The organism is Brevundimonas sp., assembly GCF_044239655.1.
Classification (GTDB): Bacteria; Pseudomonadota; Alphaproteobacteria; order Caulobacterales; family Caulobacteraceae; genus Brevundimonas.
On record NZ_JBIIAY010000005.1, the window covers coordinates 19,609 to 44,274 of the forward strand.

The following is a 24,666-nucleotide window of genomic DNA, read 5'->3' on the forward strand; positions in this document are numbered from 1 at the left end:
AAGTTCCTCCGCGATCAGACGGCCGCCATGCCTCCCGAGGCATGCGCGGCCGTCTTGACGACCGCCGCCGTCAGGGCCTCCCGGTTGGCGACGAGCCGATCGGACGGCGCGCCCAGCGAAATGGCGGCCAGGATCGCACCGTCAGGTCCAAAAACCGGTGCCGCCACCGCGGCCGAATCCTCGACCGACTCGCCCAGGCTGACCCAGAGCCCCGTCTGTCGCACCTCTTCAAGCTGACGGCGCAGCACATCGCGGTCGGTGTTGGTTCGATCGGTCAAGGCGACCAGCTTCGCCTTGGCGATATAGTCGTCCTGATAGTCCGGCGTCTGATAGGCGAGCAGCACCCGACCCGCCGCCGTCGAATACAGGGGACCGCTCATCCCGAGCCGCATCGCGTACCGGACCGGCCGCGAACTCTCGATCACGTCGATATAGACGAAGCGGCGCATCTCCTGATCCAGCACGGCCAGACAGACCGATTCCTGCGTCTCTTCGGCCAGCGCACGCAGATAGCCCCGCACCATGCGCGGAAGATCATAGGCCGAGCCGATCGTCGCCGCGAGCCGGAACGCGCGCGGTCCCAGCCGGTAGAGGACGCCCTCGACCACCAGGAAGTCATCGACTACCAGCGGCCTGAGGCTGTTCAATAGAGTGCTCTTTGGAACCCCCAGCGCGACCGAGATGTCGGCCAGCGGCAGTCCCACCGGCGTGCGCGCCAGCAGCTCCAGCAGGGCCAGCACGCGGCCCATGGCGCGCGGCCCGCCGCTTTCACCCTTGTCAATTTCGTCCGCCACGGCGACTCCTTGTTCCGACGACAGGTTAAGCGAGGTCGCCGGTTCGCGACACCCGTCAGGACGCTCTCTGATCGCGCTCACGATCCTGTCGCCGCAAGCCTTCCCCGAACGCCGCCCCCGTGCTTTCGCAGGCGTCATGGATACGATCGAATGCGTGGTGATCGGGGCCGGGGTCGTCGGTCTCGCGGCGGCGCGCGCCCTGGCGATGGCGGGGCGCGAGGTCATCATCCTGGAGCGGGAAACGCACATCGGATCCGGCGTCAGCTCGCGCAATAGCGAGGTCATTCATGCCGGCATCTATTATCCGCAGGGCTCGCTCAAGGCCCGGCTGTGCGTCGAGGGCAGGCAGGCCCTCTATGACTATTGCGCCAGCCGCCACATCCCGCACCGCCGCTGTGGCAAGCTGATCGTGGCGACCCATGCCGATCAGATCCCGGAGCTACACCGAATCGCCGCAGCCGCCGCGGCCAACGGCGTCGATGACCTGACCTGGCTCACAGCCGAGCAGGCCCGGGCGATGGAGCCGGCCCTGGCCTGCGTTGCCGCCCTGCTCTCCCCGTCGACCGGCATCATTGATTCCCACGCCTATATGCTGTCCCTGCTCGGCGAGGCCGAGGCCGGGGGCGCGATGATCGCCTATGGCACGCCTGTCACGAGGCTGCGGCTGGATGCCGACGGCGTGGCCCTGACCACCGGCGAAGACGACGAGCCGCGCCTAAAGGCGCGGCTGGTGGTCAACAGTACGGGTCTCGACGCCCCCGACCTGGCCGATCGCGTCGAAGGCCTGACCCCGGATCACCAGGCGACCGCTCATTACGCCAAGGGCAGCTATTTCACCCTGTCGGGCCGTTCGCCGTTCAGCCGGCTGATCTATCCGACCCCCGAGCCCGGCGGACTGGGCGTCCACCTGACCCTCGACATGGGCGGTCAGGCCAAGTTCGGACCCGACGTCGAATGGGTCGCGGCCCCCGACTATGACGTCGATCCTGCCCGGGCGGACAAGTTCTACGGCGCGGTACGCAGATACTGGCCGGCCCTGGCCGATGATGCGCTGACCCCCGGATACGCGGGCGTGCGGCCCAAGATATCGGGGCCTGGCGAACCGGCCGCCGACTTTCGCATCGACGTCGCGCCGGGTGATCAGCGGACCGGGCTGATCAATCTGTTCGGCATCGAAAGCCCCGGCCTGACCTCATCGCTCGCCATCGCCGATGTCGTCGCGGCCCATGCGGCGGAGATCCTCGATGTCTGATCTGGGCGCCTTCGACTTCATCATCGTCGGGGCGGGTTCGGCGGGCTGCGTCCTGGCCAATCGGCTGAGCGCCGACGGCCGTCACACGGTGCTGCTGCTCGAGGCGGGCGGCGCAGACACCAATCCCTGGATCCATATCCCGCTGGGCTACGGCAAACTGTTCAACGACCCCAAGGTCAACTGGCTCTACAAAACCACGCCGCAACCCGGCCTGAACGACCGGATTATCAACCAGCCGCGCGGCAAGGTTCTGGGCGGGTCGAGCTCGATCAACGGCCTGGTCTATGTCCGGGGCCAGCACGAGGATTTCGATGGCTGGCGTCAGCAGGGCAATGTCGGCTGGGGCTTCGACGACGTCCTACCTTTCTTCAAGCGGGCAGAGGATCAGGCCCGGGGCACCGACGCCTGGCACGGTCAGGGCGGCCCTCTGCCCGTCTCGGACCAGTCCGAGCCCCACCCGCTGTGTGACGCCTTTATCACCGCCGCCGAACAGGCCGGCCATCCGCGCAACCCCGACTTCAACGGCGCGACCCAGGAAGGCGCAGGCTATTATCAGACGACCTCGCGCCACGGCCTGCGGGTCAGTTCGGCGGTGGCCTATCTGAATCCGGCCAAGCGTCGTCCGAACCTGACCATCGTCACCAAAGCCCATGCGGGGCGCATCCGCTTAGACGGCCGACGCGCCGCCGGTGTCGAGTGGACCGTCGAGGGGCGGCCCTTTCACGCCTCGGCTTCGCGCGAGGTCGTTCTCTCGGCCGGGGCCATCGGCTCGCCGCAACTGATGCAGTTGTCCGGCGTCGGCCCGGGCGCGCTGTTGCACGGCGTCGATATCCCGGTCATCCATGACCTGAAAGGCGTCGGTGACGATCTCCAGGACCATTTGCAGGTCCGAATGGTGATGCGCAGTACCCGCGCCTTCACCTTCAACGACGACATGCGTAATCCCTTCCGGATGGCGCTGGTCGGGCTGAAATTCGCCTTGCAGAGACGCGGCCCCCTGACGGTCAGCGCGGGCTATGCGGGAGCCTTTCTCAAGACCGATCCGGCCCTGAGCCTGGCCGACACCCAGATCCACTTCATCAACTTCTCGACCACCAAGATGGGCGACAGGCTGCATGACTTCTCGGGCTTCACCGCCTCGGCCTGCCAGTTGCGTCCCGAAAGCCGGGGCACGCTGAAGATCGTCAGCCGGGATCCGTCGGTCCAGCCCGCCATCGACCCCAACTATCTCGCCACCGAGACCGACCGGCGCGTCACGATCGGCGGCCTCAAGGTTTTGCGCGACATTCTTCGTCAGCCCACCATCGCCCCCTTTGTCGCGGCCGAGGTCGAGCCGGGTCTCGAATGCATGAGTGATGAGCAGTTGCTGGCCTATTGCCGGGCCTCGGGAAGCACCATCTATCATCCGACCTGCACGGCCCGGATGGGAGCCGATCCCGGCGCGGTCGTGGACGCCCGGCTGCGCGTCCATGGCCTGACGGGGCTGCGGGTCGCCGACGGCTCGATCATGCCGTCGGTCCTGTCCGGCAACACCCACGCCGGCATCGTCATGATCGCGGAAAAAGCCGCCGCCATGATCCTCGAAGACGCCCAGGCCTGAAGGCCCAGAAGGAGAGACCGATGGCTGACTATACGGCGCTCGCCCTGTTCATCGACGGCCGCTTCCGTTCCGGCGAAGGCCGCGCCAGCGAGCCTGTGTTCAACCCGGCCACCGCCGCATCCCTGGCCGACCTGCCCCACGCTTCGGCCGCCGATCTGGACGAGGCGCTGGCGGCCGCCCACCACGCCTTCCCCGCCTGGGCCATGACGACGGCGCTGGAGCGGTCCGCCGTCATGCGCCGCGCCGCCCAGCTGATCCGCGACCGCATCGAGGCGAGCGCGGTCATCATGACGCTTGAGCAGGGCAAACCGGTCGCCGAATCGCGAGGCGAACTGAACCACGCCGCCGACGTCATCGACTGGTATGCCGAGGAGGGTCGCCGCACCTATGGCCGGGTCGTCCCCAGCCGCGTGCCCGGCGTGCGCATGACCGTGACCCAGGAGCCGGTCGGCCCGGTCGCGGCCTTCACCCCCTGGAACTTCCCGGCCCTGACCCCGTGTCGCAAGATCGGCGGGGCGCTCGCGGCCGGCTGCACCATCGTGCTCAAGGCGTCCGAAGAGGTGCCCGGCACAGCCGTGGAGATCGCCCGCGCGTTTGCGGACGCAGGCCTGCCTGCGGGGGTGCTGAACCTGGTGTTCGGCGATCCGGCGACGGTATCGACCCACCTGATCGCCTCGCCCCTGATCCGCAAGGTGTCCTTCACCGGCTCCACCGCGATCGGCAAGCACCTGACCCGGCTCTGCGCCGACGATCTGAAGCGGACCACGATGGAGCTGGGCGGTCACGGCCCGGTCATCGTGTTCGACGACGTCGATGTCGATGCCGTCGCCGAGACCGCTGCTCTGGGCAAGTACCGCAACGCCGGACAGGTCTGCGTCTCGCCGACACGCTTTTTCGTGCAGGAGGCCGTCTACGACCGCTTTCTGGCCCGGTTCATCGAGGTCGCGCGCGGGATCAAGATCGGCAGCGGGCTGGACATCGGCGTTCAGATGGGGCCGCTGGCCAATCCGCGCCGGGTTGAGGCCATGGAGGCGCTGGTTCAGGACGCGGTCGATCGGGGCGGCGTGGTCGAGACGGGAGGCCAGCGGCGCGGCAACGTCGGCTGGTTCTATGAGCCGACCGTGCTGTCCGGACTGAACGACGACGCCACGATCATGACCGAGGAGCCATTCGGCCCCGTGGCCCCCATCGCGCCGTTCGCTGACTTCGACGAGGTCGTCACGCGCGCCAACAACCTGCCCTACGGTCTGGCCGGCTATGCCTTCACGACCTCGGCCCGGCGCGTGGCCGATATCGGGGCGGCGTTGAAATCGGGCATGGTCGGGATCAATACCTTCGCCATCTCCCAGCCCGAGACCCCGTTCGGCGGTGTGCTGGAGTCCGGCCATGGTTCAGAGGGCGGCACCGAGGGCCTTCAGGCTTATCTCGACACCAAACTGACCTCGGTCGGCTAAAGGGCGGTGTAATAGCCGCCGTCGACGTTGACCGTCTGGCCGGTCACGAACCGCCACAGGTCGCTGCACATGGCCACGGCCGCCGGGCCGATGTCGTCTCGCATGTCGCCCATCCGGCCCAGCGGAAAGCTCTTCATCGCCTGACGCGTCCGTTCGGGATCGTCCGCCAGATAGGCCGCGGCTGCGTTGGTCAGGGCGGCGGGGGCCAGGGCGTTCACGACGATGTCGTGCGGTCCCCATTCCCGGGCCAGCGCCTTGACAAAGCCCCGCTGTGCCGCCTTCAGCGCCGTATAGGCCGGGTTCATCGCCCCGCCGTGCTGGCCCTGCGCCGACGACAGCACCAGAAACCGCCCCCGTCCCGTGTCCCGCAGATACGGCAGGGCGGCATGGGCCAGATGATGCAGGGCATCCAGCGACACCCCCGCCTGTTCAGCCCAGTTCGCCTCGTCGAGATCCTCGAGCGCTGTCGACGTGGCCATGGTGCTGGCCGCGTTGTGGATCACGATGTCGAGCCGGCCGTACCGCTCCACCGTCGTCGCGACGGCACGCGTGACGGCTGCTGCATCTGAAACATCCGTCGCCACGAACAGGGCCTGGCCGCCGTCGCCGACGATCTGATCGACGGTCTCCTGACCGCCCGTCGGGCTGCGTGCTGCGACAACCACCATTGCGCCCGCCAGAGCCAGTGCCCGCGCCAGCCCCCGGCCCACGCCGCCGCTCGCACCCGTCACCAGCGCGACACGGCCGCCCAGCAGGCCCGACGCACCGGTCCAGTCCATCGCCCTTGATCCGGTCATGGCACCATCCATTCGCCGCCGTCGATCAACAGGGTGGCACCGGTCACGCTTCGGCCGGCCGGGCCTGCCAGCCAGGCCGCCATCCCGGCGATCTCGTCCGCACTGGGCCTTCGTCCGAGTGCCACAGGCACCGCGTCGCCTTTGGACGCCAGATCCGCGCCCTCGAAATGATCGGACAGGCCACGCGGCGCGGCCGCCAGCCAGTTCACCGTCACGCCCGAAGCCCCCCACTGCCGCGCCGTGGACTTCATCAGACCACGCTGACCTTCCAGCGCCGTACTCAGCCCAACCAGTCCTGCGCCGCCGACCAGCGACAGGGACGGGGCCACGAACACCACCGCCCCACGCCCCGACGGCTTCATCCGCCTGCCCAGCGCCGTCAGCACCCGCATGGCGATCCGGATCGGATCCGACGCCGCCTGCTTCCAGGTCTCCAGATTGGTCCCTTCCAGCGACGCGATCGCTGTCGCCTGTGGGGTCAGCAGGCTCAGCACCACCAAGGTCGGCATCGTCTCGCCCAACCCCGCAATCAGCGCGGCCTCGACCGCATCTACGGACATACCAAGCGCCGGATGCTCCAGCGTCACGACCGTCGCGCCGCGTGCCGTCAGCCCCTCAGCGATCCCGGCCAGCATCGGCAGGCCGAGCGAGATGATCAGGGCCGTCTCGCCGTCGAGGCGGGCGCTGTCGCGGCCCATCATCCGCGCTCCATCTCCAGATCAATCAGGGTCAGCTGCCGGAAGCCGCGCCCGACGGGATGTTCCTCGGTCACCCCGATGCCCCCATGCAGCTGCACCGCCGTTTGCGCCACCAGCCGGGCCGCCTTGCCGACCACCGATCGCACCTGGCTGGATGTCAGGGTCCGCGCCGCCGGATCATCTTCGTCGACAGACAGGGCCGCCAGCATGGCCATGGAGCGTGACTGTTCCAGCGCGATCAGCATCTCGGCGGCCTTGTGGCGCAGCGCCTGAAACGACGACAGGGTCTCGCCGAACTGACGCCGTGTCTTTAAGTGATCGATGGTTGCGTCCAGCATGGCCTGCATCAGTCCCACCGCCTCGGCCGCACGATAGGCGACGCGGTGCTCGCGCGCACGCCCGATCAGGACAGCGGCCGCGTCGCCCCGGGCCAGCACGGCCCCAACCGGCGCGTCGATGAACGTCACCTCCGCGACCGGCGTGCCGTCGAACAGTTTGTAGTCCCGGATGGCCAGGCCTGCCGCGCCGGGCCCGATCACCACCACGGTCGGCTCTCCGGCCAGGGTCGCGGTGACCACCAGCGATCCCTCCGGCGTCGCCCAGGCCACATCGGTCTTCACACCGGACACCGTCCAGCCGTCGCCCGCAGGTCGCACGACGGTGACGCGAGCGGCGTCGGGTCCGCGACCGGCTTCGTCATGCGCCCAGGCGATGACATCGTCTCCCGCCGCCAGGGCCGCGATCGTGTCGGACCGGCGCTCCGGCGCCAGCCGCAGGGCGGTTCCCGCCGTCGCGATCGAACCGGCATAGGCCGACACGACCTGGGCCCGACCGGCCGCCTCTCCGACGATCATGGTCTCGATCGGCCCCAGGCCGAGCCCGCCGTCCTCTTCCTCGAACGGCGCCGCCAGCAGGCCCATTTCGGCCATCCGCGCCCAGAGCCCGTCGCCCCCCTCAGCGAACAGTTTCTCGGCCGTGTCCTTCAGCATCGCCTGGTCTTCGGTCAGATCGAAATTCATCTCAAAGACCCAGGACGCTGGAGGCGATGATGTTCTTCTGCACCTCGGATGCCCCGCCATAGATCGACGCGGCCCGCAGGGTGAAATAGTTCGACGCCGCCTCGGATGGTGCCTCGCCGTCGCCTTCGTAGACGAAGGCGTAACCGGCCGGCCCGGTCGCGCGCAGCAACAGTTCCGACGCCGCCTGCCGAAGTTCGACGCCCTTGATCTTGAGGATCGAGGAACGGGGGTCAGCCTGCCCTGCCTGTTGAGCCGCCAGCACCCTGAGCTGGGTGATCTCCAGCGCCCTCAGATCGGCATGGATGACCCTGGCCTCGTGGACGAACCGCGCGCTTTCGGCGTCGGACCAACCGCTGTCGGCCGCCGCCAGCACCGTCTCGACCCGCGCCAGCACCCGCCGCGTCATGCCGATGCGCGCGATGCCGGTCCGCTCGTTGGACAACAGGTATTTGGCATAGGTCCAGCCCTGGTTCTCCTCGCCGATCCGGTCGCTGACCGGCACCCGTACATCTTCCAGGAAGACCTCGTTGACCTCATGGCGCCCGTCGATGGTGATGATCGGACGGATCGTGACGCCGGGAGATTTCAGGTCGACCAGCAGGAAGCTGATGCCCCCCTGCTTCTTGGGCGCGGTCGGGTCGGTGCGGACGAGGGTGAACATCCAGTCCGCCCGCTGCGCCATCCCCTGCCACAGCTTCTGACCGTTGACGACATAGTGGTCGCCGTCACGAACCGCGGTCGTGGACAGCGCCGCCAGATCGGACCCCGCGCCGGGCTCGGAGAACCCCTGCGCCCACCAGACGTCCAGATTGGCCGTTGCATTCAGGAACCGCGCCTTCTGATCGTCATTGCCGTACTGGATCAGCACCGGCCCGATCATCGACACGTTGAAGGACAGGGGTTCGGGCGCACAGGCCGCGTACAGTTCATCCATGAAGATGTAGCGCTGCACGGCGCTCCAGCCGGGACCGCCAGCCGACGCGGGCCAGCTCGGCGTCGCCCAGCCCCGGGTATTCAGCGTTCGCTGCCAGTCGACCACGTCGGCCTTGTCGAGGGCCCGGCCCTCCTCGACCTTGCGACGGGTCTCAGGCGACAGATTGGCGGCGATGAACGCGCGGACCTCGTCGCGGAACGCCAGATCCTCGCTGGAAAACGTCAGGTCCACGCAGTCATCCAATCCGGACCAGGGCGTCGCCCAGCAGGGTCACCGGCCCATCGATCACGGCGGCCTGAAGTGTCAGTCGCGCCAGGCGCTCGCCGTCCTGTTCCAGAACCTCCTCGACCTGACCGGTACAGACGACCGAGGCCCCCAAGGGCGTGATCGCGGCAAACCGGACCCCGAACCGCTTGACCGACGTCGGACCGGCCCAGTCTGTCAGGGCTCGGCCCAGCCAGGCCATGGACAGCATCCCGTGGGCGAAGACGTCGGGAAAGCCGCCGGAGGCCGCGAAGGCCTTGTCCACATGGATCGGATTGTGGTCGCCGGACCCGCCCGCGAACAGGGCCAGGGTCAGGGGCGTCACGGGCCGGGCCGTCAGGGTTGGCAGGGCGTCACCCGCCTTCACACCGGAAAGGTCATATGCCGTCACTCTAGTTCCTCACCACAGCGACGCTCTTGAGCGTGCAGCAGACGACGTCGTCCTGATTTCGGGCCGTGGTTTCCAGCACGATGAACTCCAGCGCCCCGCCCTTCTTGTCGTAGATGTCGGCGACCGTCTGTTTCAGGCGGATGGTGTCACCCACAAAGATCGGGTGGTGATGCTCGAACGTCTGCTCGCCGTGCAGCATCCGCGCCAGGTCGACCTTGATGACGTCGAGCACCAGGTTCTTCGCGAACGGGCTCAGGTTCAGCAGGGTCTGGGGATAGGTCGGGGGCGTCGGGATTCGGTCATGACCGGCCGCGCGCGCGGCGCCGGCATCCCAGAACACCGGATCGGTCTCGCCCGTGGCCTGACAGAACAGCCGCAGCTGGCTGCGCTCGACGACGATGGAGACCTCTTCCGTCTCGGCACCGATGTGACTGTGATCGATCATGGGTTCCCTTTGGCATGCCCGGCACCCTGAATTCCACGCCGGGGCGAGGTGCGCGAGTCCGGCGTCGCGCCTATCGCTGTTGCGATCACGATCCGGGCGCGCTTGCCGCGCCACGGGGGCCTCGCGATGGTCTGACGGCACAGGGAGCCGCCGGCATGGACCTCGGAATCGCGAACCGGACGGCCATCGTGGCGGGAGGCAGCCGGGGCTGCGGCCGCGGGATCGTCGAGGCTCTCGCCGCAGAGGGCACGCGCGTCCTGTTCACGGGCCGGAACGCGGATGCGGTGAACGCGACCCAGGCCGAGGTTCGCAGCAACGGAGGTCAGGTCACGGGTCTGGTCGCCGACATGACCACAAGGGACGGCGTGACGGAAATCATGGACGCGGCACGCGCAGCCTATGGAGATCCAGACATCCTCATCGTCAACGCGCCGAACGCCTTTCCCAAACGCAGCGGCCATCTGCGCGGATTCGAGAACTGCGCGGACGAGGATTACCTCGAGACCTTCGACAACCATGTGCTCAGCGTCGTGCGGCTGACCCGCGCGGTACTGCCCGCGATGAAGGCGCGACAGTGGGGACGGCTGCTCAACATCGGCACGATCGCCTTCAAGACCCCCCATCAGGAAGACCCCATGCCCGCGACCGACGTCCGCATCGCCGTGGCCCCGCTTCAGCGCATCCTGGCCCACGAATACGGTCGCTGGGGCATCACCGCCAACATCATCGCCACCGGCCCTTTCGAGAGCGAGCTGTCGCGCGACTATCTGGCCTCGATCCCCGAGATCAAGACGCCGGAATGGTACCTGCGCATGCTGCCTGTCGGCCGTTGGGGCCAGCCGATCGAGATGGGCTGGCTGGCCGCCTTTCTGTGCTCGGACCGCGCCGCCTTCCTGACGGGCGAGGTCATCCGGCTGGACGGCGGCTATACCAAGAGCCTGTTCTGATCCCATCGTCGTCGCGATGAGACGTTTGCCGGGGCGACGCGCACGGCGGGGCCCACTAGTCTGATCCGGTACGACAGGGAGCGAACTCATGGGACGGCTGGCTGGACAGGTCTCGATCATCACCGGCGCGGCCTCGGGCATCGGTGCCGGGACCGCCGGCCTGTTCGCGCAGGAAGGCGCCCGCGTCGTCATCGCCGACATCGCCCTGGACAAGGCCGAAGAGGTCGCCGCTGACCTCCGCGCGACCGGTGCCGACGCCATCGCCGTTCATTGCGATATCGGCTCCGAGGCCTCGATCAAGAGCGCCGTCGCCGAGGTCATCGACCGCATGGGCCGGATCGACGTCGTCGTGAACAACGCCGCCGCCACCCTGATGGCCGCGACCCAGGACGGGCCCCTGCTGAAACAGACGGTCGAGCTGTGGGACGCCCTGATGGCGATCAATCTGCGCGGCCCGATGCTGCTGTGCCGCGAGGTCGTGCCGCATATGGTGGCGCAAGGGTCCGGCTCGATCATCAACATCTGCTCGAACTCGATGCTGGCGGGCGACCTGGGCCAGACGGCCTATGCCTGTTCCAAGGCCGGACTGGCGACCCTCACCCGCTATATCGCGGCCCAGCACGGGCTTCAGGGTGTCCGCTGCAACGCCATCTCGCCGGGCTATATCCCGGTCAAGCCGGTCACCGACGACCGCCGGGCCCAACTCGACAAGGCGGTCCGCCGCCAGAACATTACCAACCGGGGCGGTCTGCCCACCGACATCGGCTGGATGGCGGTCTTCCTGGCCTCGGCAGAGTCCGGCTTCGTCAACGGCCAGATCTATCAGGTCGATGGCGGGGCCCAGTCCCACGCCGCCCACCTGCCCGACCTGCGCGACCTGTTGGCCGCCCTCTAGCCGTCCACCATTGATCTGAGTCGGCCGGAGATCACGGCCTCCGCCTCGGCCATGATCGCGGCGATCAACTCGGCCACCGTCGGCACATCATGGATCAGGCCCTGCACCTGACCGGCCCAGAACAGACCGGCGTCCATGTCGCCGGTCTCCAGCAGCCGCCGCCCCTCGACGCCCTTCACCAGTGACGCCACGTCCGCGAAGGTCGCGCCCGGCCGGTCCAGCAATTCGACCACCCGGTCCGAGACGCTGTTGGCCCCTACGCGTGCGGTGTTGTGCAGCTTGCGGAAGATCAGCCGCGTTCCCCGCTCGTCGTTGTCGACCATGGCCCGTTTGACGTTGTCGTGGATCGGTGCCTCTCGCGTCGCGCAGAACCGGGTGCCCATGGTGATCCCCTCGGCCCCCAGAGCCAGCGCCGCTGCCAGACCGCGTCCGTCCCCGAACCCGCCGCTGCCCAGCACGGGAATGGACAACCGATCGACTGTCGCCGGGATCAGGATTAGGCCGGGAATGTCGTCCTCGCCGGGATGGCCGGCGCATTCGAAGCCATCGATCGACACTGCATCGACACCCAGCCTCTCCGCCGTCACCGCGTGCCGCACCGAGGTGCATTTGTGGATCACCCGGATGCCATGGGCTTTGAAATCCTCGACGTGCTCGGCCGGCTTGGACCCCGCCGTCTCGACGATGGTGACCCCGCTGTCGATGATGGCACGGCGATATTCGGCATAGGGCGGCGGGCTGATCGAGGGCAGGACGGTCAGGTTCACCCCGAACGGCCGGTCGGTCATCGTCCGGCACCGTTCGATCTCGCGTCTCAGGTCGTCCGGCGTCGGCTGGGTCAAGGCGGTCAGGATACCCAGCCCACCGGCGTTCGACACCGCCGAGGCTAGCTCGGCCCGACCGACCCACATCATCCCGCCCTGGACGATGGGATGCGTAACGCCGAACAGTTTGGTGAACCGGGTCTTCATGCTGGCCTCAATCGTAGCGGATGGTCATGCCGCCATCTACGGCCAGGGTCTGGCCGTTGACGTAGCCCCCGGCATCGGAGGCAAGGAACACCACCGCCCCGGCGATCTCGTCCGGGTCCCCGATCCGGCCGATCGTCGAGCGTGACAGCTCGCGTGCCAGCGCCGCGGGATCGTCGATCAATCCCGCCGCCATATCGGTGCGCGTCAGTCCCGGCGCGACGGAGTTGGCCCTGATCCCCGCCACCCCATGTTCGACGGCCAGGTTGCGGACGTACTGGATCGCGGTCGCCTTCGACAGGGTATAGCTGTGATAGACACCCGAGCCGAACAGCGCGGCGATCGACGACAGATTGATGATCCGGCCCCGGCCCCGCGCGATCATGCCGGGTAGCAGGCGCTGGCTGAGCCGGTGCAACGCCATGAAGTTCGCGTCCATCGTCTTGGCCAGGACGGCGTCGGACATCTCCGCGCTCGGCCCGACATGGATGTGTACCGCCGCGTTGGCGACCAGCACGCTCACCGTTCCAAACGCCGCTTCGGCGGCCTCGCACAGAGCCTCAAGGTCATCAGCCCGGGTCACATTGCAGGCGACGGCGACAGCTCGGCCAGAGTTCGGCGAGGCGTTGATCTCGTCCGCGACCGTCTGCGCCGCCTCGATCTTGCGGCCGCTGACCACCACGTTCACCCCATGCTGGGCCAGGCGCAGCGCGATGGCTCGCCCGATGCCCCGGCTGGACCCGGTCACGATCGCGACCTCGCCCGCCAGGTCGAACAGGGTTCCGGCGAACCGCCTGTTCATTTCGGCTGGTTCCGCTTCTGGCGATCGATCATCCCCTGCACGATGGCGGCGTGTTCGGCGCTTTGGGTCCGCTCGAACTGAAGCGCCAGCACCTCTTCGAGCGTGGTCGCCATATGGGCCTTGATATAGCCGTTCAGGATCGCCTTGGAGTGCTGCAAGGCCTCGCGCGGCTGGGCCGCCAGTCGATGCGCGAGGGCCAGGGCCTCCGGCATCAGGTCGTCACTGGCCACGACGCGGTTGGCCAGACCACAGGCCACCGCCTCGGTCGCCGAAATCCGGTCCCCCGTCAGAATGTATTCCTTGGCCTTGAGCAGGCCCATGTAGAGGGGCCAGGTAATTGAGATCCCGTCGCCCAGGACCAGCCCGATATTGACGTGAGGCTCCGAAATGAACGCCCCGTCGGCGATCAACACGATGTCGCACAGCGCCGCCAGTGTCCCCCCGAACCCCACCGCCGGTCCGTTGATCGCCGCCACGATCGGCGCCTTCAGATCCTGCATCGCCGTGATGAAGCGGCGCGAGTTGTCCAGCGTGGCCCGCGACACCTCCGGCTCCTTCGACGAGCGCACGAAATGCTGGAAATCGCCGCCCGCACTGAACGCCCTGCCTGCCCCGGTGATGACCACCGCCCCGACGTCGGCATCCTCGTTCAACCGGACCACCAGATCGGTCAGGGCGAACAGCATGGCCTTACTGACCGCGTTCCGCTCATCCGGCCGATTCAGGGTGACGATGCGAACCGGCCCGTCCACCTCGACCCGGATTTCGTCGGGAGCATCATAAAGCGAGGTCATTCACGTCTCTCCGGTCGCAAGTGCGTCACGGCCCATTTCGCCAGCGAAACAGGTTCGATGCCCCACAATCGCATCCCATCGGGGCGGGCCGGATAGCCCGCGACGTTCATCCACGTCTGGGTCTTGACCCAGCCCGGGTTCTGTCCTCTTGCGATCAGGTCCTCAGGCAACCGGGTTTCCGGACGGATCGTCTCGCCCCAGGCCTGTGAAAGGGTGCTCGCGACCTCGGGCATGGTCAGGACATCACCCGCCAGTTCGATCTCGGCGTTCGCAAACCGGCTCGGCTCGGCAAATGCGGCGGCCGCGACCCGTCCGATGTCGTCGGCCGCGATGAAGGCGACCTCTGTCGTCGACTCCACGGAGGTCAGGATGCGCCCGTCGGCCAAATCGGGAAACATCCAGGCCGCCTTGGGCGCGATCAGATTATCCATCATGAAGGCCGGCTTCAGCACGACCGCCGAACCAAAGCCTGCGTCCAGCACGGCCCGTTCGATCGCCGCCTTGTTCTCCCAATAGTCGCGATCCCAGCGGCCTTCGGACCAGCCGGTCATCGTCCGATGCGCCCCGGTCCCCGACACGGAGGACTGGACAAACACCTCGACCCCGGCCGCGCGAGCCGCCTGAACCAGGGCCCCGGCCTGGCGGGTCTCGGACGGGATGTCCCGTGGGTTGTAGAGCTGAACGGAGAAGACCCCCTGCGCGCCGACCATCGCCCGCTCCAGCGAGGGCCCGTCGTCCAGGTTTCCCGTGACCAGCACGACCCCTTGGGCCGCCAAGGCTCTGGACGCCGCACTCTCGGCATCCCGCACGAGGGCGCGAACCTCGCCTCCACGCGCCATCAGCGCACGGACCACGGCCCCGCCCTGGGCTCCGGTAGCGCCGACAACGACGACCGGCGTTGCTGCCATGGTGAGATCGGTCATGCAGCCACCTTGACCCAAACGATCGTTTGGGTGAATAGGCAGACCGGGTGGCGGCCTTCTGATCGCGCAGACGATGGAGCGGGTGATGATCCTTGCCGACGCCCGTCAGGGCATGACCGCCCGGCGCTGGACCGTCTTGCAGGCGGTCGCCGCGACCTTTGCTGAGCGCGGGTTTCAGGGCGTCGGCATGCGCGAGGTTGGTCTGGCCACCGGCCTGAACCCCGGAACCCTGTACCACCACTTCAAGTCCAAGGATGATGCGCTGCTCAACGTCTGCAGGCTTGGTCAGGAGCGTACCCTGGCCGACCTGGAAGCGGTGCTTTCGCGTCACGCCGGGCTCGCCCCACGGATCGACGCCCTGTTCGCCTGTCACATCCAGTCGCTGGTCAAGGCCGGGGACTTCATTCAGGTCTACAGCAATCACCGTCTCGAACTGCCGCCCGCGATGTCACCGCCCCTGACGGAGGGCTGGGAGGCCTATCGTCGGAGCCTGCAACGGATGTTCGACGAGGCGATAGCAGGCGGCGAGATAGAGGCGGGATTGAACCCAGGACATCTGGGGCGAATGCTGATCGGTCAGATCCGCATCGTAAACCAGCTTCACCGCAAGGGTCGGGCCGAGGAAATTCCTGACTTCGTCACTCTCGCGACCCGCATGTTCCTCGGCGCAGTCAGGGCCGACGCGTGATCGCAGAGACGTCCTGCCCCGCCCAGAAGGTCGTCCAGCTCGGGAAACGGGGCAGCATCATCGGTGGGTTGTGTTTGGGCGTCGGCCCGGGCCAGCGGACGAAATCCACATCCTGCGGCCGCTCGAGCACGTCGCAGGTAAAGAAGAAATCCTCTTCCCGGCCCGCGAAATACCAGACCCCATCCCGACGCTCGTAGGTGTCGTGATAGACACAGGCCATCACGATCCACTGGTCACCGAACTCGTGCTCGGCACGGCAGTAGACCCGACCCCGGGCGCGATCACCATCGATCTCGTCGATGGCGTGGCCGGTGATCTGATGGACGGTCCGATAGAAGTCGCGCACCGCCGGCTCGATGAAGGTCCGCAGAGCCTCGCGTCCCTTGCCGCGCCGACCACAGTCGATGTCATCGACGAACATCCCCAGCCAGGTCTCGACGTCGCGCGCGTCCACGGCCATCGCATAGCGGACGGCCAGTTGCTGGATCGCCTGATGGGACTCGATCCGGTCGATCCGGTCCAGCAGCGCCTGATCCATCACGCAGCCGCGTCGATGAAGACCCGGCCGTTCTCCACCCGACCCCGCAGACCGGTGTCGAGCCGGGCGTAGCGTGCGGCGCGGTCAGAGCCCGAACTGACCCGCAGACGACCCTCGCCGTCCGCCTCGACCGTCCACTGGCTCGTGTCATAGGGCGCGCCCTCGCCGGGTGCGGCCGTCAGCAGGAGCGGCCCCAGCAACGTCAGTCGCCAGGCTGTCAGTCCCGCGGCTTCCAGTTCCGACGCCGCCGGCTCACGCGCGATCAGCAACGGCACCTTGGCGAACACCCTGGCCGAGTCGTGCCCGAATGATCTGAGCCCCTCGGTCGTCGCGCCGCCGATCCCCATGACCAGCGCCAGGTCAAACCGGCGCGTGTACATCTCCGTCCGGCCCACATCCCAGGGCGTCGCCATACCGTTCATGACCGGCGCACCCATGGCGGCGGCGGCCATATAGTAGGGCCAGAACTGACCGCATTCCCGGTAGTTGTGGACGAAGTCCAGCAGCGCACCCCGTGCCACACCCATGGCCTGCAACCGCTCCCCGGCCCAACGGGTATCGGCGACCATGTCGCGGTTCGAGACCGGGTAATCGATCAGCCCGTCGGCCGTCTCCGCCGCCCCCACGGCCCACAGGGCGTCGGGAGCATCAGGATCGAACGCCGCCTGGGTCGCGGCCGGCGCGGGGGTAAGAACATCGGTCATCGGTCAGGCCTTGGCGACGCGCGGGATCTTGTGGGGAGGGCCGAGCTTGATCAGTTCGCTGTTGGGCGTCATTTCGATCTCCGGGCGGACGCTGACGCGCTTTTCGACCTCGTCGGCGACGCGCCGCGCGACATCCGCGAGGTCTTCGGGCGTACCCTCGTAGCCGACCCTCAGCTTCAGTTCGGTCAGTTCGCGCTGCGGCCGGATGATCTGGAACAGGCCGGCGGACGTCTCCTCGACCTGTTCGACCGCCGTCCAGACGTCGCGCGGCAGGATCGAGGTTCGATTGACGATCACCTCGTCACCCAGCCGCCCCAGCAGGGTCATGCGCATGTGGGTCCGGCCACAGGCGCATTTCTCGCGGGTGTGCCGGATGAAGTCGCCGGACCGATAGCGGATCAGCGGATCGGTCTTGTTGTGCAGGGCCGTGACGACCAGTTCGCCACCCTCGCCGTCGCCGACCGGCTCGTCCGTGCCGGGTTTCAGCACCTCGACAAGACCGACATCCTCCCAGGCGTGAAAGCCGTCGTGTGCCTCGCATTCCCAGGTCGTGCCGGAATCCCCCAGGCTGGAGAACTGGAACAGGTTCACGCCCCAGCGATCCAACGTCTCCTTCATGCGCGGACCGACCGGCTCGCCACCATAGACGCAGGCGCGGAAGCTGGAGAACAGATCGACCATGTCGATCCCCTTCTCGCGCTCCAGCCGCTCCAGCCCGTAGATCACCGGCGTCGACAGATGGAAGAAGATCGTCGGCCGGTATTTGCGGATCAGGTCCACCGCCGCCTCGACCTCGTTCGGATCGTGGTTCAGCATCAACGGAATGGCCCCCGCCGCGCGCGTGATCCGGTGGCCCACGCCTCGCATGACCGTGCTCATCTCCAGCACATAGTCGCCGGGACGCAGGCCCAGCATCCAGTATTCGCGAGGGGTGAACGGCCCCTCATAGCCCCGGTCCCAGCGCTCGGCGAAGATGGTCGGGTCGCCGGTGGTGCCGGAGCTGGATCCGATGTTGTGAAGCTCGCTGCAATCGACGCACAGCACGCCGCCGAAGGGGTCGTCGGTCCGGTCCCGGAACGCCCGGATATCGTCCTTGTCCATGAACGGTGCCCGCGCCTTGTAGTCGGCGAGCGAGGTGATGCTCAGCGGATCGACGCCGGCCTTCTTCCATATCTCGCTGACCAGAGCCGACCGCGTCGCGATCCACTTCAGCTGATCCAGCAGAAGCCTTTCCTGCGTCGCCTCGATCTCTTCGCGCGGAGCCCCCTCGATGGCGTCGAAGAATTTCTGCTCGCCCCATTTAGACGCGTTGGCGACCTGATACGCCAGTCCGTTGCCGGAAGGATTCAGGGTCCGGTCCTGGAGGGTGGCGGAGGCGTCCGGCATCTGTGTTCCTGTCCCATGACGGCGGTCTGGAGCCGCGTCTTTGAACCAGCATAGACCGGCCGCTCCAAGCCGTCGAAGCACGAAGTCGGCTTGATCGGTCATGCGATCACAGGTTCAAGACGCTGGCGCCTGCGTTGGCCGGACGCCACCCTCTGGCCCTGCTCGACCGGATGACGCCATGACCTCCAGCCCCCTGTTCCAACCGCTGACGGTCGGCCCCCTGACGCTGGCCAACCGGGTCGTGATGGCCCCCATGTCGCGCTATTTCTGTCCCGACGAGATCCCGCACGACGATATGGTCTCCTACTATGCACGTCGCGCACGCGGCGGCTGTGGATTGATCATCACCGAGGCCACCTATATCGGCCACCCGTCCGCCCACTCCTACGAGAACGTGCCCCGCTTCTACGGCGAGGCATCGCTGGCCGGCTGGAAGCGGGTCGTGGACGCCGTCCACGCCGAGGGCGGCAAGATCATGCCCCAGCTCTGGCACACCGGCAGCTTCCGCGAACTCGGCATGGCCCCGGACCGCGACGTGCCCGGCTTTGGCCCCTCGGAGAACCTGAACGCCTTCGAGAACACCACCCACGTCACCAAGCCGATGACCGAGACCGACATCTCCGACGTCATCGACACCTACGCCGCCGCCGCCGCCAACGCCCAGGCACTCGGTTTCGACGGGGTCGAGCTGCACGCCGCCCATGGCTATCTGATCGACACCTTCTTCTGGCACGAGACCAACCGTCGCGACGATGCCTGGGGCGGAGAGACTCTGGCCGCCCGCGCCCGCTTCGGCATCGAGGTGGTCAGGGCGATCCGGACCCGGGTCGGCCCCGACTTCCCCCTGTCGTTCCGCTGGTCCCAATTCAAACAGCAGGACTATCGCGCCCGCCTGGCCCAGACGCCGCAGGAACTTGAGACCCTGCTGGGCCCGCTGTCGGACGCCGGTGTGTCCATATTCCACGCCTCGACACGGCGCTTCTGGGAGGTGGGCTTTAGCGAGGTCTCGGAGCGTACCCTGGCCGGCTGGACCAAACACATCACCGGCAAGCCCGTCATCGCCGTCGGCAGCGTCGGCCTGGCCGGTGTCGCCTCGACGGCCAAGACTTCGCCGACCCAGATCAACACCCAGACCATCAGCTTCGGAGATTCCGGCCTGGACGGGGTCGAGAAGGTCGAGGCCCTCATGGCGGCGGGCGAGTTCGACATGATCGCCGTCGGCCGCGCCATCCTGGCCGACCCGGACTGGGCCGAAAAGGTTCGCACCGGCCGGATGGACGAGCGGGTTCCCTTCGCCAAAGAACTGCTGTCGAGCCTGTTCTGATGCCCGGCCTTGAGGCGCTCAGGGGGCGGACGGCATTGATCACCGGCGGCGCGAGCGGCATCGGCCTCGGCCTGGCCCGCGCGCTCGCTCATCGGGGCATGATGGTCGTGCTGGCCGATATCGACGCGGACGCCGCACGCCGAGCCGCGGTCGGGATCGAGGAAAGCGGCGCGAAAGCCCTCGGACTTGCGCTGGATGTGCGTGATCCGGACGGCTGGACCACCACCCTCGACGCGGCCGAGGCGGCGTTCGGGCCCCTGTCTTTCCTGTGCTCCAACGCCGGTGTCGCGGGCAGTGTCCGCCCCCTGACAGAGACCACGGCCGAAGGCTGGGATTGGACCATGGACGTCAACCTGCGCGGCGCGTTCAACGCCATCCGCCACGGCGTGCCCCGGTTGAAAGCCTCGGGCAGCCCCGCCTGGTTCGTCGCCACCTCATCGCTCGCGCCCTTCTCGCCCTCGGCGCACAACGGCGTCTATGCGGCGTCCAAGGCGGCCGTGATCAGTCTCTGCGAGTCCTTGCGCGTCGAGCTGGCCGGCGGACCGGTCGGGGTCTCCGTCCTGGTGCCTGGCCTCGTGAAGACCGGCCTGCTTGCGCACTCAGACCATCTGGCCCCGTCCGACGCAGATGCCGGCCGCCACAGCGCCAAGGTCGAAGCTGCCATGGCCGCCGCCGTCTCGCCGGACCTGATCGCCAAAGCCGTTCTGGCCGGCGTCGTGCAGGGTGCCTTCTGGCTGTTCCCCGATCCACTCAGTCGCGCCCTGATCGAGTCACATATGGCCGACATGCTGTCAGGCCTCGCCGACTGATCCGGCCGCCGCGACCATCATCGCCATCGGTCCATAGGCCTCGACATCGGCGAACTGATCCACCGATCGCAGGCCGATGACGCCGGCGAACCCCAGGGCCGCAAGGGATACTCCCGCCACCGTCTCGACCCGTCGCGGGACGAACATCAGCCACTGCCGCGTGATCAGCAGGTTGTAGCCGGGCAGCAGCGGTCCCTCGCCGACCGGAAGCGTTTCATAGGCTTCGAGAATGCAGGCCAGCAGCCGGTCCGTGGCTCGCGCGGGGTCGTCGAAGGCCACGTCCGGTATCCCGTACAGCCGGTGGGCGAAGGGCAGTGCCTCGGCTCGTGCGGCGGTCCACGGGGTTTCGGGCCGCTGGATCAGCCCCTCGACCGGCGCCCGAAACCCGGGCAGAAATTGCAGATGCCGGTGCGACTGGCTGGCTCCCGCCTCCGGTCCGCTGTTGAAGAAAACCAGCCCGTCGTCCTGCGCCAGCAGGTCCACGCAGGCCGCGACATCCGCTCGCTCCAGCGCTGCCGACTGTTCGACGAAGGCGCGGGTGATTATCACCAGATGCCCGGGCAGCGACTGGAACTTGTTCAGGATCGCGACATGGGTCTCCGACAGATCCGCGACGAACAGATCCTGCTCGAACGGGAGGAAGGGATTGGTCGTGGACCGGTCCCCCGCGCGGGGCAATCTGGCCGCCAGATCCTTCATCGCCAGGCTGGACAGCCAGGTCGCCTCGAAGGTCATGCCGCTGTCCGGAATGATCCGCGTGTCCATCAGCACGGGCAGCAGGGCACCGGTCGCCAGGGCATGCGCCTCGGCGCGGGCGATCCGGGTCGAAAGGGTGTCTGCGAGCATCGGCGTCTCCTGATCTCGTCGCATGATCGCGAGGACCGGGCCGGTTCGCGAGCGCCCCGCCGTCGGCATCGCCCATCCGATGCCTTGACCAGGACCGCTCGCACCGGTGGGCCCGGCCCGGTATCGCCGACCCGCACATCAGGAGATCACCATGGCCGCATCCCCCTTCGATCTGACTGGACGGACAGCCCTGATCACGGGGGCCTCATCCGGCCTCGGCGCGCGGTTCGCCCGGATGCTGGCATCGCAGGGCGTCAAAGTAGTCGCCGGTGCCCGCCGCCTGGACCGCCTGACCGCCCTCGCCGACGAGATCCGCGCCGCCGGCGGTCGTATCGAGCCGGTCGAGATGGATGTCGAGGACGAGGCGTCCATCATCGCCGCCTACGACCAGTCCGAGGCCGCCTTCGGCACGGTCGACACCATCATCGCCAATGCCGGGGTCAACGCCCAGGGCCCCGCTCTGGACCTGCCCAGCGACGACCTCGGCCAGTTGCTGCGCATCAATGTTCAGGGCGTCTATCTGACGGCGCGCGAGGGGGCGCGTCGCCTGATCGCCTCGCCGGATTCGTCGCGCGGCCGGATCATCCTGCTGGGCTCGGTCGGGTCGCAGCGGCCGCTGGCGGGCCTGACCGCCTATTCGACCTCCAAGGCCGGGGTCGCCATGCTGGGCAAGGGGCTGGCGCGGGAATGGGCGCGCCACGGCATCAACGTCAACACCATCTGCCCCGGCTGGATCGTCACCGAGCTGAACGCCGAATGGCTGGCCGGCGAAGGGGGTCAGAAGCTGATCAAGACCTTCCCGCGCCGCCGCGTGATGAACCCCGACGACCTGGACGGCATCGTCACCTTCCTGGCGTCCGACGCCGCGCGGACCATCACGGGCGGGGTGTTCGCCGCCGACGACGGCCAGGTCCTGGCCTGAAGCGCGTTATGTCACTGTTCTAAAATTCCGGGTGACATACCGTGCCATTCCCGCCCGAACCCCATTAGAATCAATGAATTAGCGCCCGATAGGTTTGTCACCCTGCCGGATTATGAGAAATTTCCGAGGCCGACCCCTCCGTCAAGTGACCCCGTTCGCGCTGTCAACGACCCGCCAAACCACATGGGAACCATCGCGCGTGCCGACAAGGGCCTCAAGCGATTATATTCCTATCTGATACAGTGTTCGGGCCGTGACGCCTATCGTGTGCGCGATCAAGGCCGGGCCTCAACGCCCGCAAGGTTGAGGTCGCATCGGGCGCACGCCTAAGACGGACCCAGCCTAGCCCTGGGAGCGTCCATGTCCGCCGTCGAATACACCGTCGAAAATCAGGTCGCCGTCCTGACCGTCAACTATCCGCCGGTCAATGCGCTGAGCCTGGCGGTCCGCACCGGCATATCCGAAAGCCTCGCCCAGGCCCTGGCTGACGATGGGGTCAAGGCCGTCGTCCTGATCGGGGGCGGGACGACCTTCATCGCCGGTGCCGACATCTCCGAGTTCGGTACCCCCAACAGCGCCGCAGAGCCGCGCCTTCAGACCCTTCAGGCCGCCTTCGAGGCCAGTCCCAAACCCATCGTCGCCGCCATTCACGGCACGGCCCTGGGCGGAGGTCTCGAACTGGCCCTGACCGCCCATGCGCGGGTCGCCGTCGCCAGCGCCAAGGTCGGTCTGCCCGAGGTCAAACTGGGCCTCCTGCCCGGTGCCGGCGGCACGATCCGCCTGCCGCGCCTGACCGGGGTCGAGGTGGCGCTGGACCTGATCACCACCGGCCGTCACATCGGCGCGGCCGAGGCCAACAAGCTGGGCGTCATCGATGCGCTCGTGTTCGACCTGCGGGCCGATGCCGTCGGCTATGCCCTGAAGCTGGCGTCCGGCCCGCTGCCCCTTCCGGTCCGCGACCGCAACGACCGGGTGACCGGCGTCGATCCCAAGGTGTTCGCCGACTTCCGCGCGAAGAACGCCAAGAAGTGGCGCGGCCAGGTCGCCCCGGCGCGCATCGTCGATGTCATCGAGGCGGCGACCACCCTGCCCTTCGCCGACGCCAAAGCGTTCGAGAACGATCAGTTCAAGGGCCTGATGGAAGGCCCTCAGCGCAAGGCCCTGATCCACGCCTTCTTCGCCGAGCGCGAGGCCCGCAAGATCCCCGACGTCCCTGCCGACACCAGACCCCTGCCGATCAGGAAGGTGGTCGTCATCGGCTCTGGCCTGATGGGCGGCGGCATCGCCATGTCGTTTGCCAACGCCGGGATCGCGGTCAAGCTGCTGGACGTCAATGCCGAGGCGCTGGAGCGCGGCATGGCGGCCTTGAAGAAGACCTATGAGACCTCGCTGGGTCGCGGTTCGATCACGCAAGGACAGATGGCCGAGCGGCTCGGCCGCATCGAACCCATCGGCGGCTATGACGATCTGGGCGACGTCGACATGGCGATCGAGGCCGTGTTCGAGGACATGGAGCTGAAGAAGTCGATCTTCGCCCTGCTGGACAAGGCGACGCCGCCGCACGCCATCCTGGGCACCAACACATCCTCGCTCGACATCGACCAGATCGCCTCGGCGACCAGCCGTCCGGACAAGGTCATCGGCGCCCACTTCTTCAGCCCGGCCAACGTCATGAAGCTGCTGGAGGCCGTGCGCGGTTCAAAGACCAGCGCCGAAACCATCGCCACCGTCATGGCGGTCGGCAAACAGATCGCCAAGACGCCGGTCCTGGCCGGAAACTGCGACGGCTTCATCGGCAACCGGATGCTCCAGTATTACACCGTCAACGCCGAATACATGCTGGAGCGCGGGGCCACGCCGGAACAGATCGACCGCGCCGCCGAACAGTTCGGCATGGCCATGGGACCGCTGGCCATGCGAGACCTCGCCGGCATGGCCCAGGCCGTCAATGTCCGCGCCGTCCGCAAGAAGACCCTGCCCGCCGACGAGCGGATGCCGGAACTGGTCGAGCGCATGGTCGAGGCCAGCCGTATCGGCCAGAAGTCGTCGGCCGGCTTCTATCGCTACGAGGGCCGCGACCGCCTGCCCGATCCCGCCGCGCTGGAGATCATCGCGGCCGAGGCGAAACGCCAGGGCATCGAACAGCGCACCTTCACCGACGAGGAGATCGTCGCCCGCCTGTTCCACCCCCTGGTCAATGAAGGCGCCAAGGAGCTGGAGGAAGGCATCGCCATCCGCGCCAGCGACATCGATGTCGCCTGGGTCAACGGCTACGGCTTCCCCATCCACACCGGCGGCCCGATGTTCTGGGGTGAGCAGATCGGCCTGGACAAGGTTCTGGCGACGGCCCGCACACTGGGTGCCGAGAACGGCCAGACCCGCTGGGGGCCGTCGAAGCTGCTGGAAAAACTGGTGGCCGAGGGCAAGGGCTGGAAGGACGCCCCTGCCGTGATCGCCGCAGGCCTGTAAGGT

25 protein-coding genes are annotated in these 24,666 nt (G+C 67.6%); 10 read left to right on the forward strand and 15 right to left on the reverse strand.

Annotated features, from left to right (window positions below; translation table 11 throughout):
• Positions 1-14 precede the first annotated feature (14 nt).
• Complete coding sequence (locus ACILQR_RS01490; RefSeq protein WP_395649753.1) at positions 15-794, reverse strand: IclR family transcriptional regulator; 780 nt, start codon at positions 792-794, stop codon at positions 15-17.
• Between the two features lie 136 nt (positions 795-930).
• Between ACILQR_RS01490 and ACILQR_RS01495 the strand changes: the two genes are divergently transcribed.
• Genes ACILQR_RS01495 through ACILQR_RS01505 form a run of 3 tightly spaced genes read left to right on the forward strand, consistent with a single transcriptional unit; the run spans position 931 to position 5,100 of the window.
• Complete coding sequence (locus ACILQR_RS01495) at positions 931-2,046, forward strand: NAD(P)/FAD-dependent oxidoreductase (protein ID WP_395649754.1); 1,116 nt, start codon at positions 931-933, stop codon at positions 2,044-2,046.
• Complete coding sequence (locus tag ACILQR_RS01500) at positions 2,039-3,646, forward strand: GMC family oxidoreductase (protein WP_395649755.1); 1,608 nt, start codon at positions 2,039-2,041, stop codon at positions 3,644-3,646. The genes ACILQR_RS01495 and ACILQR_RS01500 overlap by 8 nt, the downstream gene beginning before the upstream one ends.
• 20 nt (positions 3,647-3,666) lie before the next feature.
• On the forward strand, positions 3,667-5,100 hold the full coding sequence (locus tag ACILQR_RS01505) for an NAD-dependent succinate-semialdehyde dehydrogenase (protein WP_395649756.1): 1,434 nt from the start codon (positions 3,667-3,669) through the stop codon (positions 5,098-5,100).
• Here the strand turns inward: ACILQR_RS01505 and ACILQR_RS01510 are convergent.
• From ACILQR_RS01510 to ACILQR_RS01535, 6 genes are read right to left on the reverse strand one after another with little or no spacing between them, the layout of a single operon-like run.
• On the reverse strand, positions 5,097-5,897 hold the full coding sequence (locus ACILQR_RS01510) for an SDR family NAD(P)-dependent oxidoreductase (RefSeq protein ID WP_395649757.1): 801 nt from the start codon (positions 5,895-5,897) through the stop codon (positions 5,097-5,099). The two genes, ACILQR_RS01505 and ACILQR_RS01510, sit on opposite strands and share 4 nt — an antisense overlap.
• Positions 5,894-6,598, reverse strand: a complete 705-nt coding sequence (locus ACILQR_RS01515; RefSeq protein ID WP_395649758.1) for an SDR family oxidoreductase — start codon at positions 6,596-6,598, stop codon at positions 5,894-5,896. The genes ACILQR_RS01510 and ACILQR_RS01515 overlap by 4 nt, the downstream gene beginning before the upstream one ends.
• The gene (locus ACILQR_RS01520) at positions 6,595-7,614 is read right to left on the reverse strand and encodes an acyl-CoA dehydrogenase family protein (RefSeq protein ID WP_395649759.1); all 1,020 of its coding nucleotides are present in this window, start codon (positions 7,612-7,614) and stop codon (positions 6,595-6,597) included. The genes ACILQR_RS01515 and ACILQR_RS01520 overlap by 4 nt, the downstream gene beginning before the upstream one ends.
• Before the next feature lies 1 nt (position 7,615).
• Complete coding sequence (locus ACILQR_RS01525; RefSeq protein WP_395649760.1) at positions 7,616-8,779, reverse strand: acyl-CoA dehydrogenase family protein; 1,164 nt, start codon at positions 8,777-8,779, stop codon at positions 7,616-7,618.
• Positions 8,780-8,783: 4 nt separating this feature from the next.
• Entirely contained in the window at positions 8,784-9,203 is a 420-nt protein-coding gene (locus tag ACILQR_RS01530; RefSeq protein ID WP_395649761.1) for a MaoC/PaaZ C-terminal domain-containing protein, read from the reverse strand.
• Between the two features lies 1 nt (position 9,204).
• Positions 9,205-9,648 carry a MaoC family dehydratase N-terminal domain-containing protein gene (locus tag ACILQR_RS01535; RefSeq protein WP_395649762.1) on the reverse strand — a complete coding sequence of 148 codons (444 nt, stop codon included), beginning with the start codon at positions 9,646-9,648 and terminating at the stop codon, positions 9,205-9,207.
• 155 nt (positions 9,649-9,803) lie between these two features.
• On the opposite strand from ACILQR_RS01535, the gene ACILQR_RS01540 reads away from it, so the two are divergent.
• Positions 9,804-10,595: an SDR family oxidoreductase gene (locus ACILQR_RS01540; RefSeq protein ID WP_395649763.1), complete on the forward strand. Its 792-nt coding sequence runs from the start codon at positions 9,804-9,806 to the stop codon at positions 10,593-10,595.
• An 88-nt stretch (positions 10,596-10,683) separates the two neighbouring features.
• The gene (locus ACILQR_RS01545; RefSeq protein ID WP_395649764.1) at positions 10,684-11,490 is read left to right on the forward strand and encodes an SDR family NAD(P)-dependent oxidoreductase; all 807 of its coding nucleotides are present in this window, start codon (positions 10,684-10,686) and stop codon (positions 11,488-11,490) included.
• On the opposite strand, the gene ACILQR_RS01550 is transcribed toward ACILQR_RS01545, so the two are convergent.
• From ACILQR_RS01550 to ACILQR_RS01565, 4 genes are read right to left on the reverse strand one after another with little or no spacing between them, the layout of a single operon-like run.
• On the reverse strand, positions 11,487-12,461 hold the full coding sequence (locus ACILQR_RS01550) for an NAD(P)H-dependent flavin oxidoreductase (RefSeq protein ID WP_395649765.1): 975 nt from the start codon (positions 12,459-12,461) through the stop codon (positions 11,487-11,489). The genes ACILQR_RS01545 and ACILQR_RS01550 overlap by 4 nt on opposite strands.
• 7 nt (positions 12,462-12,468) lie before the next feature.
• Positions 12,469-13,260, reverse strand: a complete 792-nt coding sequence (locus tag ACILQR_RS01555; protein ID WP_395649766.1) for an SDR family NAD(P)-dependent oxidoreductase — start codon at positions 13,258-13,260, stop codon at positions 12,469-12,471.
• Positions 13,257-14,054, reverse strand: a complete 798-nt coding sequence (locus ACILQR_RS01560; RefSeq protein WP_395649767.1) for an enoyl-CoA hydratase/isomerase family protein — start codon at positions 14,052-14,054, stop codon at positions 13,257-13,259. Before ACILQR_RS01560 ends, ACILQR_RS01555 begins: the two co-directional genes overlap by 4 nt.
• On the reverse strand, positions 14,051-14,977 hold the full coding sequence (locus ACILQR_RS01565; RefSeq protein WP_395649768.1) for an NmrA/HSCARG family protein: 927 nt from the start codon (positions 14,975-14,977) through the stop codon (positions 14,051-14,053). Before ACILQR_RS01565 ends, ACILQR_RS01560 begins: the two co-directional genes overlap by 4 nt.
• Positions 14,978-15,062: 85 nt before the next feature.
• Between ACILQR_RS01565 and ACILQR_RS01570 the strand changes: the two genes are divergently transcribed.
• Positions 15,063-15,665 (forward strand): TetR/AcrR family transcriptional regulator, encoded by a 603-nt coding sequence (locus tag ACILQR_RS01570; RefSeq protein WP_395649769.1) that lies wholly within the window; start codon positions 15,063-15,065, stop codon positions 15,663-15,665.
• On the opposite strand, the gene ACILQR_RS01575 is transcribed toward ACILQR_RS01570, so the two are convergent.
• The 3 genes from ACILQR_RS01575 to ACILQR_RS01585 are packed head-to-tail and all read right to left on the reverse strand — an operon-like array spanning position 15,649 to position 18,293.
• Complete coding sequence (locus ACILQR_RS01575) at positions 15,649-16,203, reverse strand: nuclear transport factor 2 family protein (RefSeq protein ID WP_395649785.1); 555 nt, start codon at positions 16,201-16,203, stop codon at positions 15,649-15,651. The two genes, ACILQR_RS01570 and ACILQR_RS01575, sit on opposite strands and share 17 nt — an antisense overlap.
• Positions 16,203-16,907, reverse strand: coding sequence for a hypothetical protein (locus ACILQR_RS01580; protein WP_395649770.1), 705 nt, complete (start codon positions 16,905-16,907; stop codon positions 16,203-16,205). The genes ACILQR_RS01575 and ACILQR_RS01580 overlap by 1 nt, the downstream gene beginning before the upstream one ends.
• Positions 16,908-16,910: 3 nt before the next feature.
• A complete protein-coding gene (locus tag ACILQR_RS01585; RefSeq protein WP_395649771.1) occupies positions 16,911-18,293 on the reverse strand; it encodes a phenylacetate--CoA ligase family protein in 1,383 nt (460 codons plus the stop codon).
• 178 nt (positions 18,294-18,471) lie between these two features.
• Here ACILQR_RS01585 and ACILQR_RS01590 point away from each other — a divergent pair, with 178 nt between their 5' ends.
• Together ACILQR_RS01590 and ACILQR_RS01595 are read left to right on the forward strand one after the other, a co-directional pair.
• Positions 18,472-19,617 carry an NADH:flavin oxidoreductase gene (locus ACILQR_RS01590; protein WP_395649772.1) on the forward strand — a complete coding sequence of 382 codons (1,146 nt, stop codon included), beginning with the start codon at positions 18,472-18,474 and terminating at the stop codon, positions 19,615-19,617.
• Positions 19,617-20,426, forward strand: coding sequence for an SDR family NAD(P)-dependent oxidoreductase (locus ACILQR_RS01595; protein ID WP_395649773.1), 810 nt, complete (start codon positions 19,617-19,619; stop codon positions 20,424-20,426). Before ACILQR_RS01590 ends, ACILQR_RS01595 begins: the two co-directional genes overlap by 1 nt.
• Here the strand turns inward: ACILQR_RS01595 and ACILQR_RS01600 are convergent.
• Positions 20,409-21,272 carry a hypothetical protein gene (locus tag ACILQR_RS01600; RefSeq protein WP_395649774.1) on the reverse strand — a complete coding sequence of 288 codons (864 nt, stop codon included), beginning with the start codon at positions 21,270-21,272 and terminating at the stop codon, positions 20,409-20,411. The two genes, ACILQR_RS01595 and ACILQR_RS01600, sit on opposite strands and share 18 nt — an antisense overlap.
• A gap of 151 nt (positions 21,273-21,423) precedes the next feature.
• Here ACILQR_RS01600 and ACILQR_RS01605 point away from each other — a divergent pair, with 151 nt between their 5' ends.
• Positions 21,424-22,194, forward strand: coding sequence for an SDR family NAD(P)-dependent oxidoreductase (locus tag ACILQR_RS01605; protein ID WP_395649775.1), 771 nt, complete (start codon positions 21,424-21,426; stop codon positions 22,192-22,194).
• 360 nt (positions 22,195-22,554) lie between these two features.
• A complete protein-coding gene (locus ACILQR_RS01610) occupies positions 22,555-24,663 on the forward strand; it encodes a 3-hydroxyacyl-CoA dehydrogenase NAD-binding domain-containing protein (RefSeq protein ID WP_395649776.1) in 2,109 nt (702 codons plus the stop codon).
• The last annotated feature ends 3 nt before the right edge of the window (positions 24,664-24,666 follow it).